Genomic DNA, 14435 nt, shown 5'->3' with positions numbered 1-14435 from the left:
GAGACCCAGAAGTGCGCTGACATGGACGGTCGGTCCGTTCTCCGCTGGTTCAAGGGAGGAACCGTCTCGCCAGACGTGCTTGCTTATCAGTCGGCGATCAACCGGATCCGACTACTGAAAGGAGTGTGGTCAATGTCGTCTAGTGCCATTTTGACCGAACGTCATGCCGGAGGGGCCCACGCTGGAGCCCCGGCTTGGCAGCAGGCCGGCGCGCCGGCCGCCGCGGGAGCGTGGTGCGTTGTTCCGCGGTGCGAATTGAAGTTCGCCAAGTGCGACGGGGGATTCCACATCACCTGCCGCTGTGAAGACGAGGTCGCCACCGCCACCTTGCACAACCTGTGCAAAGCCCTGGCCGGCGGCCTGTGCAATTGCTGCGCGACCTACAATGGGATCGCAGTCTGCCAGTGCAATTTCGCCTGTGGCCACTGCCACTGCGAATACAACAAGAACGGCGTGAAGATCACCTGCACCAGCGGTGACGACAAGTGCTGCGAGATGCTGCAAGCTTGCTGCGAATGCCTCAAGGCCTGCTGCGACTCCGGTTGCTGCTGCACCGTGAGCTTCGGCAACACGCCGGTTTGCTGCAGCACCTGCTGAGCCATTCGCATCTCAAGCGATTGGGTTGGCGCCAAATTGTCGAAGGACAAAAGCCCAGGAACGATGGTTCCTGGGCTTTTTTTCGTTTGGAACCCGTCGCAAATCCGGCTGGGAGAAGCGGACAGGCCCCGTTTTGTTCCGTAGACTCCGCAAAAGGCAGACGGTCCCCGCCAGATTTGTGAGGGGTCCTATTGCCGGAATTGCGGTCGATTGGGATTGAATTAATTTCACAACTTCGCCAAGATGCCGCACCTCTTGAAGACCCGCTCGAGAGGTTTTCGGTTCGCGTCATCCCGCCATTGCTGTTGCACTAGGGGCTTAACCCACCCCGCGCCGGTAAGGATGCCGGCCAGCCAGCCCTCGACGCCGAGCCGCGGTTCGGTCTGACTCGCAACGATCCAAGGAGGGACGGATGCTCGCGGCGCACTTGGCCACTCTGCTGTTGATGGTTTCCGCGACGGGCGGCGATGCTGTGCTGCTCGATTTTCGCGCCGATTATTGCGGCCCTTGCCGCGCGATGGACCCTGTCGTCCAGCAACTGGCCGCGGCCGGCTATCCCGTGCGGCAGGTAAACATCGAGCAACAGCGTGATTTGTCGGCGAAGTTCCACGTCGACCAGATTCCGTGCTTCGTACTCTTGGTGAATGGCCGCGAGGCGGGGCGCACGGTCGGGTTAACGGACGGCGGCACGCTGGTTCAAATGTTTCGCAAAGCGGGCTACGGTCCGTCGGAGCGAAACGCTTCCAGCGGCGATGACCGCGACGGCGGACGCCCGGCCGCGAGCAAAGAGTTCCCCGCGGAAGTAAGCCGAGCGCCGCTCTCGGCGGCGGTATTCAGTTCACCCGCCGGCACGGACGGCGCGAGCCACGGTGAAACGTCGTTCGGCGCCGCCCTCTTGTCCCCGGCCGCTTGGGTGGCCTCGTGCGTGCGGCTGAAAGTCGCGGATCCGAAAGGGAATTCGGTCGGCTCGGGCACGGTCATCGACACCCGGCAGGGAGAAGCCCTAATTCTCACATGTGGGCACATTTTCCGCGAGTCGGACGGCAAGGGCCAAATCACCGTCGATCTATTCGGGCCGGGATTGCCGCAGCGCGTCGCGGGGCGGTTGATCGGCTGCGATTTGGATCGCGACGTGGCTTTGGTCGGGATTGCCTTGAAGGGATCGATTCGCGCCGCGCAAGTCGCGCCGCCGAGTTACGCAGTTCATAATGGCGATCGCGTGATCGGCATCGGCTGTAGCAACGGCGCCGAACCGACCGTGCAGGAAAGCCACGTCAACTCCCTCTCCATCGACAGCTCCCGCGGGGCGCCGAACATCCAAGTGGCCGGACAACCCGTGCAGGGGCGTAGCGGCGGCGGCTTATTCAATAGCGAGGGGCAGGTGATCGGCGTGTGCAACGGCGCCGAACCAACCGACAACGAAGGCTACTTCGCCGCGACGGCTTCGATCTATAAGGAACTGGATCGAGCGGGATTAAAGTTTGTGTATCGGAATTCCGCTCCGGCGACGATGACACTCAACAGCGCTCGGAGCGCGGACCTCGAAAGTCGGGACGCAGACACGACGTCGGCTGATCTACCGGCGATGCCCGCCAAGATGCCGACGACCGTCGTCGCCACGAGCGGCTTGGCGTCCAATGCCAAACTCACGGCCGAGGAGTCCGCGGCGCTGGACGAGCTGCGCGAGAAGACGCGCTCGGCCGAAGTGATTTGCATCGTCCGCCCCCTCTCAAATCCGAACGCCAAGAGCGAGATCATCGTGCTCGACAAGGCGTCGCGGGCATTTCTCGATCAGCTTTCCGCCGAGCAGCACGGGCAGCCGTTGCACCAGTTGACCTCATTAGAGGTCCCATTCGACCGCTCGAATGACCGGGGTTCCGATTCGCGATCAGCTTTGGGACCGTCAAGTGCCGCACGTCAGGCCCCCGCATGGCAACCGGCGGCAGGCCACTAATCGCCCGGGGCCGACGCAGCCAGCATCGGAATAAGTGAAAATCCCCTGGGCCGGAATTCTTGCAAATTCCGCTACAATCCACCCCTTCCATCCTGCGGTTCCCGCAGATCATGCCGCCGCGATATTCGTGCCGGGCGGCGATTTAGCGGGCATGACGTACAGTTCCACGGGTTCGCAATTTGGCGACTGGGGCAGTCGCCGTCGCAAGCCCGCTTGGAGCGGCACACGTGGTTTTTTTCGTCCTCTGCGTCGCAATCTTGAATCTCGGCCTCGGTTACGGGCTGGGGCTCTACCTGCACAGCCATACGGGACCACGGCCGTGCGGAGCGAGCAAAGCATTGTCGTTCGGTCTGAGACTTCTCTCGCTTATCAAGGACCGGGAAGAAAAGCTGGACGATTCGGCCCCGGCCGCCGGAGAAAGCGAAAACGAGAACGCGATGACCGCATCGACGCCAACATTCGTCGCAGATCGTTCATCGCTGCCAGCGCCGAAACCATCAACTTCGCCGGTTGTCGATCCGCCGCCGCCGGAAGCGGCGTCGTCTGCCGAACCCTCGGTGAAAGAACTGCCGTCCTTCGAGACGGCAAGGGCTTTTGAAGCGTTGGCGGCGGCGGCTCCGCGGTCGGGCGACCGACTCGGCGAAGCACCAAGCCTCGAAGCTTACGCGGAAGTTGACGAAGAGGCGATTGCCGCGGCAATCGAGGGGCTCCGCAGTGAGTTGCAGCGCTATCGCGGCGAGATTGCCGCGGTCGACGCGCGGCTGCACGATTGCGCAATGGCCCCAGACGAGCTGACCGTCCGCTCTTGCGCCGACCAACTTCGTGGCGCGAACCTTCAATACCTCGAACAACAAGAAAGCCGCCGCGAACGGTTCGCGACCGATTCGACAAGCGGAGAAGCCGCAACCGCCGTTCGGGAACTGGTCAATGCCGCCGACCGACAGGCCATGGCCGTCGCGGCAGCGCAGGCCGCGCTGGCCAAGTTGGATCAAGAAACCGACCTGCTCGTTCAGTGCCAACAGATGCTCGTTGAGACGCGCCAGATTTCGCAATCGAGCGAGGAGCTGCAAACCACCATCGGCGCGACGCGGGCCATTATCTTGCACGAGGCGGCCGATTTGCCACCCATAGGTTCCGCCGCGTCCGAAACCGGACGTGGCGCGCTAGAGGCGCAACTGGATCGCTGGCGCAAATCGGCCGCGGCGTCGAATTCGAGATTCTCGGTCGCAATGATCGACCCCGATCAACTGGGCCAATTGAACGAACAACATGGCCGAGCGGTCGTCGATCGGGCGCTCGATGTCTTCGACCGCATCGCCCAGTTTGGCCTGCAACCAGGTCAGATCGCGGCCCGTTCTAAAGCCCAATGTCGTCTGCTTTTTCTGCCCGGCGTCGCGCTGCGCGAGGCCGTCAAGGTGGTCGAGCGCTGCCGCCAACAGATCGATGCCACGCAATTTCAATGCGAGGAGAAACCTCTTCGGCTCACCGTCAGTTGCGCCGTGGCACTGACCGATCGCACGGAGGCCGCGGCCGCGCTGATCGCACGATTGGAAGCGATGCTCAATGAGGCAAAACGCTACGGGCGGAATCGGACTTTCTATCAGGAGGGTGATTATCCGGCGCCGGTCGTTCCCCCCGCGCTCGAAATCGAGGGCCAAAGGGTGCGTTTATAACGTCGTTCGACCCGGAGCCGTCGGCGACGGAGCAGGGCCCGACCGCCCATCGCCGATGGCCCCAGATTAAACGAACCATGATGAACTTCCGAAAGCATTGAACCATACGCTTGATGGCCGCTCCGAGCAAAACCATCGAACCGCTCGCATCCAGCGCGCGCATGGCTGAGATCGAGCCTCCCGCGCTGACCGCGGCCGATTCAAGTTATCGGCGGCAGGCCGCTCTGGTCGCGCTCGGGCGACGAGCCGTCGCACCTCCCAACGTCGCTTTGCTCGTACACGACGCCGCCGCGCTGATCGCCGAGACACTCGGAGCCGATCGTTATGGTGCCGCGGAGCTAGATTTCGCTGGCACCGGCTTGATCCTTCGGTTAGCCGCGACCGGCAACGACGGTTCCGCGAGCAACGATTTCGGCGGCGAAAACCTGATCGAGCATCGGGCCGAATTCGATCAGCAGGAGTCGCTGGCCGGTTATGCGATCAAGACGGCCCATGTCGTCGCGGTCCCCGATTTAGCGGCGAATGCGCCGGTCGCCGATCGGTTTCTTTCCCAGCAGGGAATCCGCGCCGCGCTGGTCGTCCCATTGCAGATGGTGGATCAAGCTTACGGGGCGATTGGGGCATTCAGCAATCGGCCGCGCGAGTTTACACCGGAAGACATGCTGTTTGCCGAGGCGATCGCGCATTTGGTGAGCACGACGCTCGGTCGCGATCGCGCGCAACGGGCGCTGGCCGACGAGCGGCGTTTCAATCAGACTGTGTTGGCCACCCTCGACGCCATGGTCCTGATTCTCAATCCCGAGGGGCAGATCATCAGCGTCAATGGCGCCGGCGAGCGAACGATCGGATTCGCGCTGGCCGAGTTGGCCGAACGGTCGGTCTGGAACACGCTCTTCGTGTCTGACGAAGTGTCGATGATGCAGGCGGCAATCAATCGAGCATCCCAGGCCACGCAACCGGTCGAGTGCGAAAGCTTCGTGCTCACGAAGGTCGGCGAGCGGAGACGTGTCCGTTGGAATCTGGCCGCCACGTACGGCGGCTCCGGCGAGGTCGAGTCGATCGTCAGCTCCGGCATCGACATTACCGATCAACGAATTGCTGAGGAGCGGCTCGACCGCCTTGAGGCCGTCATGCGGCAATCGGTCGACGCGGATCCATCGACTCCCACGCCGGCGCAGTTCCGGCCAATGCCCGCGGGTCCGCACGGGGAGCGCCGTCGAGGGCCGCGGCGGGCGTTCAACTATTTGCAGCGGATCGCACCGGTGGTGGACGGAAAACTTCCCGATCGCAGTGGCTTTCAGGTCGTGCCGTGCCGCGACATCAGCTCGGGAGGCTTTTCGTTCATTTCCGCCCGCCCCGTGGGGCACTCATCTTTTGTCGTGGCTTTGGGAACCGCCCCGGTCGTAATCTACCTGATCGCGCGGGTCGCGCATGTCACCTCGGTACAGCACGAGGGCAATATGTGCTATCTAATCGGCTGCGAATATGTCGGCCGCGCCGATTATCCGAGCAACGGTCAAACGCAAGCTCGCGTGGCGTTGACAAGCGACGCCTCCAAACCGTAATCTCGGCGCTCAGGCGGCCGTCGCCAACCGCACGTCTTTGTGCAATGTCTCGTACTTCCGCTTGCGCGTCCCCGATCCCCGAATCCCAAACCTCTTCCCCATGCTTCTCTATTTGGTGCGCCATGGACAGAGCCTCTACAACGCCGAGCGGCGGATCCAGGGACAGTTCGATATTGGGCTTTCGCCGTTCGGGCTGCGGCAAAGCATCGCACTGGCGGCCGCATTCCGCACGCTCGCAATTGACGCCGTCTACGCCAGCCCGCTCAGCCGCGCCATGCAAACTGCCGAGCCAATCGCCGAGGCCCTGCATTTGCCGATTCAGGCCGACGATCGATTGAAAGAGATCAACGCCGGTGTTTTTCAAGGCGTTCTCTGGGAAGAGATCGAGCAACACTCGCCGGACCTCGCCGCCCGCTGGCGCGAGCAGGATCCGGATTTCGTGATCCCCGGCGGCGAATCCCGCCGAGCGCTCGGCGAGCGCGGCCGCGCGGCGCTCGAAGCGATTCACGCCGCGGAACATCGCCAGGCGGTCGTCGTGGCTCACGGCGGCGTGCTGGCCGGAGCGCTCAAATCGCTTCTCGAAATCCCGATCGCGACCAATCCCTTCAGTTTCTACAACGCCTCGATCAGCAAAATCGCCTGGGACAGCCGGATCAAGCTGCTCACACTCAACCAACTCGACCATTTGGCGGCCGCCGGACTGGACGAGTCGGATAGCACCGGCGATTTGTAGCAGGCGAGCGCGCTCGCCTGAACCGCTTTTAGCGTTACGTGTCTTGATTATGGTGCGGTCGACCGCGCGGCGGGCGTCGCGGCTGCTGGCTCCGGGTTAGACTATCCGGTGGCATCGGCTACAATTGGCGTCGCAAATCGGCAATCCAAAATCGGCAATCCAAAATCCAAAATCGAATGCCCCCGCGACGCATCCTCGTCACCGCCGCCTTGCCCTATGCCAACGGGCATATTCACTTGGGGCATCTGGTCGAATACATCCAGACCGATATTTGGGTCCGGTTTCAGAAGCTCCGTGGCAACCGTTGCATCTATATCTGTGCCGACGACACGCATGGCACCGCGATCATGATTCGCGCCCGCCAGGAAGGGCGGAGCGAAGAAGCCGTGATCGCCGATATGCACGAGCACCACGTGCACGATTTCGCCCGATTCGAGATTGAATTCGACAATTACGGCAGCACGCATAGCCCGGCGAACCGCGAACTCTGCTGGCAGATTTGGGCTGCGCTGCGCGACGGCGGTTTCATCACGGAGCGCGAAGTCACGCAGCTTTTCGACGCCGAGGCGGGCACGTTCCTCGCCGATCGGTTCGTCAAAGGGACCTGCCCAGTCTGCAAGACGCCCGATCAATTCGGCGACAGTTGCGAGAAATGCGGCTCGACTTATAGCCCGACCGAGCTGATCGATCCAGTGAGCACGCTGACGGGCGCGCGCCCCGAGTTGCGGTCGGCGCAGCATCTGTTCGTCGTCATCGAGAAGCTACATGAGTTTCTCGAGGATTGGACGCAGAGCGCCGGCCATTTGCAATCGGAAACGGCCAATTATCTTCGCGGGCATTTTTTGAACGAGCCGCTGCGCGATTGGGATGTCTCGCGGCCGCAGCCCTATTTTGGATTCGAGATTCCCGATAGCCCAGGGAATTGTTGGTACGTCTGGTTCGACGCCCCGATCGGCTACATGGCTTCGGCGCGTGAGTGGTGCGAACGACATGGGGAGAAGTTCGTGGATTGGTGGCGATCTGATGCGGTGGAAATTCACCACTTCATCGGCAAGGATATCACGTACTTCCACACGCTGTTTTGGCCCGCGATGCTCAAGGCCTCTGGCTACAGCCTGCCGCGGAAGATTCATATCCACGGGCATCTCACCGTTGGCGGCGAGAAGATGTCGAAGCGGCGCGGGACGTTTATCTTGGCGGCGACTTATCTCAAGCATTTGAATCCTTCGTATCTGCGCTACTACTACGCCTCGAAGCTGCCGCCGCGGGTCGATGACCTCGATTTGAACCCGGACGAATTTGCCGCCAAGGTGAATTCCGATCTGGTGGGCAAAGTGGTGAATTTGGCCAGCCGCACGGCACGGTTCGTCGAGACAACCGGCCTTTCCGCCAAATATCCCGACGACGGTGGCCTGTTCGCCGCCGTGGCGCACGAAGGGGAATCGATCGCCGCCGATTACGAGGGCTGCGATTACAACAAGGCCATGCGGGCGATCATGGCTCTCGCCGATCGGGCGAACCAATATGTCGATAGCAAGGAGCCGTGGAAACTGCGGAAGGACGCTTCCCGCGCGGCGGAGGTGCAAGACGTTTGCACGGTGACGCTGAATTTGTTCCGACAGTTGGTCGTGTACCTGGCGCCGGTGCTGCCGCGGCTGGCCGAACAGACCGGCGAGTTGCTTGGCCGGCCAATCCGTCATTGGGACGAAGCCCAGCAACCGCTCGTTGGCACGCCCGTCCAACCATTTCAAACTCTGTTGACGCGAGTGGAACCGAAGGAGATCCAAGCCATGATCGAGGAGAGCAAAGAAGCTGCCCCCGAAAACGCTCCCGGCGGGGCTGCCGCGCCTGCTCCGCCGATTGACGGCTCTGAGCCGCTGGCCGCCGAGCCGCTCCAGCCGGAATGCACCTATGACGATTTTGCGAAGGTCGATTTCCGGGTGGCCAGAGTTCTCGCGGCCGAAGAGATTCCCAAAGCCAAGAAACTACTCAAGCTGACGCTCAGCCTCGGCGGCGACCAGCACCGCACCGTGTTTGCCGGGATCAAGAGCGCCTACAAACCGGAATCGCTCGTCGGGCGGCTCGTGATCTGCGTCGCCAACCTCGCCCCGCGGCAAATGCAATTCGGCATCAGCGAAGGCATGGTCGTCGCCGCCGGAGCGGGAGGCGAAGAAATCTATCTCTTAAGCCCAGACAGCGGCGCGAAACCAGGGCAGAGAGTGCACTAGGGGGTCGGCGGCAGCCTGGGACTTGAAGATTTGATCGCCACCGGACTGATCGACAGTATAATACGGCAGGGAGAGCAGTTTGAGCGACCAGGAATCTCAGTAGGCAGAAACATGAGCACAGAAACCAAACTCATTTACGCCCACATCGTGCAGACTCCCGGAGTCTGCGGGGGAAAGCCTCGAATCGACGGCCATAGAATTCGAGTCCAAGACATCGCCATCGAACATGATTGGCAAGGCCTATCGCCCGAGGAAACCTGCTTTGCACATCCGAGCCTGACGTTGGCAGAAGTGCACTCGGCTCTCGCATATTATTTTGATCATCGCGAGGAAATCCAAGAAGAGATTCGAGCTGACCGCGAGGCCGTCGAAAAATTCAAGCGCGAACATCCCGAATCGGTTCTGTAACCCATGCTTCCCGCGTACGCAGATGAGAACGTCAAACGGCAAGTTGTTGATGGCCTTAGACGCCGCGGAATGGATCTTGTTTGGGCCGAAGACCGCGGACAGCGGGCAACCGACGATGAAATACTGTTAGCAACCGCCACTGCCGAGGGCCGTGCGTTATTAACGAACGACACGGATTTCATACGGATTCATTCCGAGTGGACGGCGGCAGGTCGGCGACATGCTGGGATTGTTTTCTGGGCGCAAGAGCTTCCCATCGGCGAGGCGATTCGGCGGATTCTTCGCTACGCTTCGCAAACGACGGTCGAAGGGGCCGCGAGCGCGTTGAAGTTCCTGTGACGGGTTGCGGCCTTTTTCTCCACGTCGTGTCGCGCGAGAATCCGGACCGTGTGGCGCATCGCATTTCAGGGAATCTCGAACCACCAGCCGGAAGACCAAAGGTCGAGATCGTTCTCGGGACGGCGCCCCGCTCCGGCGTTGTCGATGATATAGACATCTTTCAGGTCGATCGGCCAGTTCTCGGCAAGCTCGTTCGCGTCATCCGGTCGAGGGCTATCGATACGGATTCGGTCTCCGGTGCTCCAAATGAATGGCTTGAGCAGCGGCGAGTCGGGCGCGAGGTTCGGTCCGGAGTTCGGGGGTTGTTCGCCGCCCACGACCGATGCGTCGAAAGCATTAACGCTGGGATCTGGACCCGGCCCTGCATCCGCGAATGGATCTGCCATTGCGTCGACCGGGGCCGCCGCCGATGCGCGTCGCCGTCTTGCGAAAGGATCATGCGGGACGAATAGCTCGCGGATAAAGTTCAGAAGCGATCGCTGCCATGCCGGCATCTGCGGTGGCTTCGGCGGCGGGACCAAGCCGTTTCGGAAGTAGCGGAACGACATGGCAGAGTAGGGGTCGAGCGGGAGTTTATCGAGATATGGCCCGACCAATTGCTTCAGGCTCAGGGGCAGTTGCCCGTCGTGGTCGTGCTTCCAAGCTTCGAGCGCCAGCAGCAAGCGCGTGGCGCGGCGCCGGGTCTCCATTTGGACCATGTCCTTTCCCAAACCGGCGGTATTCTCGGGCTGGTAGAACGCGGTCAACAAGAATGTCGTTCTCAACCAGTTCGTCTCGTTAAATGGTTCAAGCCCTCGAGGCCGCGGAGTCAGTTCCCATCGACTGGGCAGTACTACCGGACTACCATTCTCTATTGATTGCTGGACTCGCTCCACGAATGTCAAATCATTGCCCGTGCAGAAATTGAGCAGTCGCAGCGCGCGGGCGCGTTCCCAAGGCATGAGCGACCACAAGGCAGCCTTCGATACCGTTGACGAGGCAATGTCGGATGTCGCTAGCGCGTCGGGCCCGCCGCTGACCATCCGCCGCAGCCGAAGATAATCGGTCTTAATGGCATCACTGGGGGACAGAAGAGTCGCTTCCAGCTCTTTGAGTTGTTTGATCGCGGCCACGATCCGCTGGCGATTCTGCCCGGGCTCCGCAGCCCACAGCGGCAATTCAAGATACACCTGGAGTTCAATACTTTGGGCAGTATAGTGAGCCCCCGTCCCGGCGTTCTGTCGCAGGCGATGTGCGAAACGCAGGGCGGCCGCGTACCGTTCCCAGGCCTCGTTGAGGTTTCCCGCGGATTCAAGCTGTCTGGCACTCACGTCCAAAAGAAACCCCAGCCCAAACGGATCACGAGGCGGCCTGCGAACACCCTCCGGCAAATCGTAAAACGAGCAGGTCGATTGCTGGCTCGCTTCGAGCAGCGGGGCAAGCGATTCAGCGTTCGATTCAAGAAACTTCAAATCATCCGCATCGGGTGGCCTGGTGCGATTGAAGTTGAATTCAGCCTTTCGGCTTTCAGCCGTTCTTGAGAACACCAGCGATTCACTTGCCCGACGATACAGTTCGGCCGTCGCTCGTTCATCCGGCGTCGATGTGATCGAGCGAGCATATTCCTCCGGAACGAACCCGGGCGACACGGCGGGGATCTGATAGATCCGATACAGGGGCACTGCAATCAGCAGCGCGATTGCCGGCACGGCCAGCGCGCAACCGACGCGCAGCCAAGCCCGCGGCGTATTTCGCTCGATAATCCAATCCGGCGCTCGCAGCCCTGTTGCGAAAAGCAGCACCAGGGGAATTGGGGTTACCGACCAGAGCCAGCTCACATCCAGACGCCGCATTAAGAGCGCCCAGCCGAAGATCATCGCGGTCAACACCACGCCGATGAATCCCGCGAGGATGCCGCTACGAACGAACATCGACGCGAGTTGGCCGGCTGCATAAGGCAGGATCGTCAGATGTAGCGAAAGAACGATTGGCGACCAGCCGAACCGCAGGGTATCTACGGCGAATGCCCAAACGGCGGCCGCGCAAAACCAGGTCAATTCCCGAGCAAACCAGATTGATCTGGGCCGCACCCCTTGCTCCACGAAAAATCGGAAGCGGGATCGCTCTTGATCCGCGAGAAACACGCATGACCCCATGAGAGACGCTGTGACCACAGCGACGACGAATCTCCAGAATCCGCCTTCAATGCCGACGATCTCCCCGTAGGGTAAGAGCAATGCCGCCGTGCCTACCACTGCGATCACGGCCATCAGCCAAGCTGATTGCCGCCAAGTTTGCCAAACGAGTCGCCCGAGAACTGCGCCACGAACGGGTGGGAGCGGCACCATTTGATCCACGACTTCAGCCGCCGCTCGGAGACGAGTTTGCCGCCGAAACGAACCCCGTCGGGCCACTCTTGAAGTCGGCAGCCAGCGATCGGCCAGAAGAACATCGATCGCCAAAACGACTGCGGCGATCACCGCTCGATACGGAACGGCTGCCAAGTACCGGCTGAGTTCTAAGTACGCGCCTCTTCCGAACGGACCGATCGACCAAATCACAAGATGCATTCCGAGCGACGCGGCGAATATCGCCAGCACCGCCGCCATCAGCGGCCGCTGCAAGAGAAGTGAAAAAAACATTCCCCAAGCCAGGCCCTCGATCGCAGCAACGCCGAAGAGCCCCCACAACTTTAGATGCGTTCGACTCTCGGGTAGAATTCCGTGCGAGAGGTTCCTGGCAATCAACCAGAGCAGCGCGAACAGCAACGTCGCGCTGGCCACCGCGAAGGTCAGTTTGCCGATGAGAATCTGTCGCGCCGTAACGGGCAGTCCGCGGAGGAATTCGTAGGTGCCGTCTTCGCGCTCGGCGGCAAACATCGTCGCGCCACAAGCCACCGCGTAAAGCGCGGGAAATATCAGTGCCAGCGCGAACGTATTATCCGTCGCGTAGACCGTCAGGTGCGGGAAAGCCAGCAGGGCCAATTGCGCCATCAATGACAAGCAGCCCATCGCGAGCCAGAATCCCCGCAGCCCGCGGTATTCCTTCCAAATGCACCGCCAGAAAACGGCCGTCGTGTTCGTCCTCCTGACTTCCGACCTCCGACCTCTGACTTCCGTAATCATGGCGCCACCGCCTCTCTCGGCCGATCCGGGTTTTCCGGAGCGTCGCCGGCTTCCATGAACGCCACGAAGATCTCTTCCAGGCTCGGCATGTGAGCTTCCACGTCGTAGACCGCCGCATGGTGGCGCATCGCTTCCAGCTCGTCCGGAGGTAAGCCGCGCACGAGGACCTGGTAGTTCAGCGATTTCCGAACTTGGTGGATGATCTGGCCGCCGATCGGGGGCAGCCCGCTCGCGCCGTCGGCCAAGGTGATCGTCAGTTGGCGGACCTGGTCTTTCAAATCGTCCAGCTTCTCGACGAGTAGCAACTTGCCCTGCTTGAGAATCGCCACGATGTCGGCCACGCGTTCGACTTCGCCAATTTGATGGCTGGAGAGGAGCACGGTTCGCCCCGCGGCGGTCAGATCGATCATGCTCTCCAAGAACTCGCGGCGGACGAGCGTGTCGAGTCCCGAGGTCGGCTCGTCGAGGATCAGCAGCTCGGGGTCGTGGGCCATCGCCAGCGACAGGGCCACCTTGGCCCGCATTCCTTTGGAGAGTGCCCTCAGCTTTCGCCGCTCGGGGAGTTTGTATTGCGCGACCAGTTCCCGATAGCGGGGCAAGAACGGTTTGCCGTAAAAACCAGCCGTGAACCAACCGATCTCGGCCACGGTCATCCAGTCGTACAAGGTCGGGCGTTCGGACACGTATCCCACGCGGTGGCGAATCTCCAAACCGTCGCGTTGGCTGTCGAGGTCCAGCACTCTCGAACGGCCGCGGTCGGGCTCGACCATCCCGAGCATGATCCGAATCGCGGTCGTCTTGCCCGCCCCGTTTTCTCCCAAGAGTGCAAACACGACTCCCCGCGGCACGCTGATCGAAACCTGATCGAGGGCCGTATGGCCGCCGAATCGTTTGGTGACTTGATCGAGCCGAATGACCGTGTCCATAGTTCTCTCCGCTAGAGTTTGATCGCCCCCAACTCCTTCTCCACCAATGCCCGCAACTCGTCGGCGTCGATCCGGCTCCTCTTGGCCTCGGCCAGCACTTGTCGCAGCCGGCCGCGGATCAGCTTGAGACGCTCGCTGCGGCAGCGTTCGGTGGCCCCGGCGGCGACTTCCAGTCCGGTGCCGCGAACCGGATCGAGAACGCGGTCGCTCTGCAAATCCCGATACGCCCGAGCGACCGTGTTCGGATTGACGGTCAGCTCGCGGGCTAATTCCCTGACGGACGGGACCAGCTCGCCGGGCTTCAGCGCGCCGCCGGCAATGGCGAACTTCACCTGGCGAACGATTTGCTCGTAGATGGCCAGGCCGTCGGAGAATTCGATATCGACAAACATGCCCGCCTCGATGCGTACTACAGTATGCGTACAGTATACGATGTCGCGGGATTTGTCAAGCAGCGCGCATTTGTTCGCCTTGGACCGAACATCACACAGTGTGATTCGCGATTTCGGTCGCGGAATCCCGCTCGTTCTCCAACGCTCGGATCCTTGGCCTGAAGGGCCGACGGAACTCAGCCCAGGTGAAGCGATGTCGTCCGCAGATACGACAAGCGCAACCCTGGGAACCCATGCGATGAAAACCGGTCCAGCCCTGAAAGGGCGATAGGGTCTTGAGGCCAAACATCGGGCTCGCCATGTTCGCAAATCAGCGCCGCGCTGGGGCGTCGCTCCGACGCCCTTTCAGGGCTTAAACCCGTTTCCTGCGCTCCGTACCCAGCGGCTGTGTTTTTTGTCAAGGTTATTTTTAAGCATGATTGGAGTTCCAGGTAGAGTTTGTTTTGACCATGGTATTGAGGATGACAAGGAGTTTTCGCATGCAGGCGGTGATGGCTTTTTTGAAAGGTTTTCCGG

11 protein-coding genes are annotated in these 14435 nt (G+C 61.3%); 8 read left to right on the top strand and 3 right to left on the bottom strand.

The features are described from left to right. The 8 genes from VGY55_14610 to VGY55_14575 form a co-directional block, all read left to right on the top strand. A partial coding sequence (locus VGY55_14610; GenBank protein HEV2971203.1) for a hypothetical protein occupies positions 1-597 on the top strand: 597 nt, incomplete at its 5' end. A 412-nt stretch (positions 598-1009) separates the two neighbouring features. Next, positions 1010-2551, top strand: a complete 1542-nt coding sequence (locus VGY55_14605) for a trypsin-like peptidase domain-containing protein (protein HEV2971202.1) — start codon at positions 1010-1012, stop codon at positions 2549-2551. Between the two features lie 227 nt (positions 2552-2778). Beyond that, positions 2779-4224 carry a GGDEF domain-containing protein gene (locus tag VGY55_14600; GenBank protein HEV2971201.1) on the top strand — a complete coding sequence of 482 codons (1446 nt, stop codon included), beginning with the start codon at positions 2779-2781 and terminating at the stop codon, positions 4222-4224. A gap of 161 nt (positions 4225-4385) precedes the next feature. Then, positions 4386-5789 (top strand): PAS domain S-box protein, encoded by a 1404-nt coding sequence (locus tag VGY55_14595; GenBank protein HEV2971200.1) that lies wholly within the window; start codon positions 4386-4388, stop codon positions 5787-5789. 100 nt (positions 5790-5889) lie between these two features. After that, entirely contained in the window at positions 5890-6522 is a 633-nt protein-coding gene (locus tag VGY55_14590; GenBank protein HEV2971199.1) for a histidine phosphatase family protein, read from the top strand. Positions 6523-6698: 176 nt separating this feature from the next. Further along, positions 6699-8750, top strand: a complete 2052-nt coding sequence (gene metG, locus VGY55_14585) for a methionine--tRNA ligase (GenBank protein HEV2971198.1) — start codon at positions 6699-6701, stop codon at positions 8748-8750. A gap of 111 nt (positions 8751-8861) precedes the next feature. After that, complete coding sequence (locus tag VGY55_14580) at positions 8862-9158, top strand: DUF433 domain-containing protein (GenBank protein ID HEV2971197.1); 297 nt, start codon at positions 8862-8864, stop codon at positions 9156-9158. A 3-nt stretch (positions 9159-9161) separates the two neighbouring features. Beyond that, positions 9162-9497, top strand: coding sequence for a DUF5615 family PIN-like protein (locus VGY55_14575; protein HEV2971196.1), 336 nt, complete (start codon positions 9162-9164; stop codon positions 9495-9497). Between the two features lie 65 nt (positions 9498-9562). On the opposite strand, the gene VGY55_14570 is transcribed toward VGY55_14575, so the two are convergent. From VGY55_14570 to VGY55_14560, 3 genes are read right to left on the bottom strand one after another with little or no spacing between them, the layout of a single operon-like run. After that, positions 9563-12601: an ABC transporter permease gene (locus VGY55_14570; GenBank protein HEV2971195.1), complete on the bottom strand. Its 3039-nt coding sequence runs from the start codon at positions 12599-12601 to the stop codon at positions 9563-9565. Beyond that, a complete protein-coding gene (locus VGY55_14565; protein ID HEV2971194.1) occupies positions 12598-13527 on the bottom strand; it encodes an ABC transporter ATP-binding protein in 930 nt (309 codons plus the stop codon). The genes VGY55_14570 and VGY55_14565 overlap by 4 nt, the downstream gene beginning before the upstream one ends. An 11-nt stretch (positions 13528-13538) precedes the next feature. Next, positions 13539-13919, bottom strand: a complete 381-nt coding sequence (locus VGY55_14560) for a GntR family transcriptional regulator (protein ID HEV2971193.1) — start codon at positions 13917-13919, stop codon at positions 13539-13541. Positions 13920-14435: the final 516 nt, after the last annotated feature.

Source organism: Pirellulales bacterium (assembly GCA_035939775.1).
In the GTDB taxonomy this organism is placed as follows: Bacteria; Planctomycetota; Planctomycetia; order Pirellulales; family DATAWG01; genus DASZFO01.
This window is presented reverse-complemented; position numbering and strand designations above follow the sequence as displayed.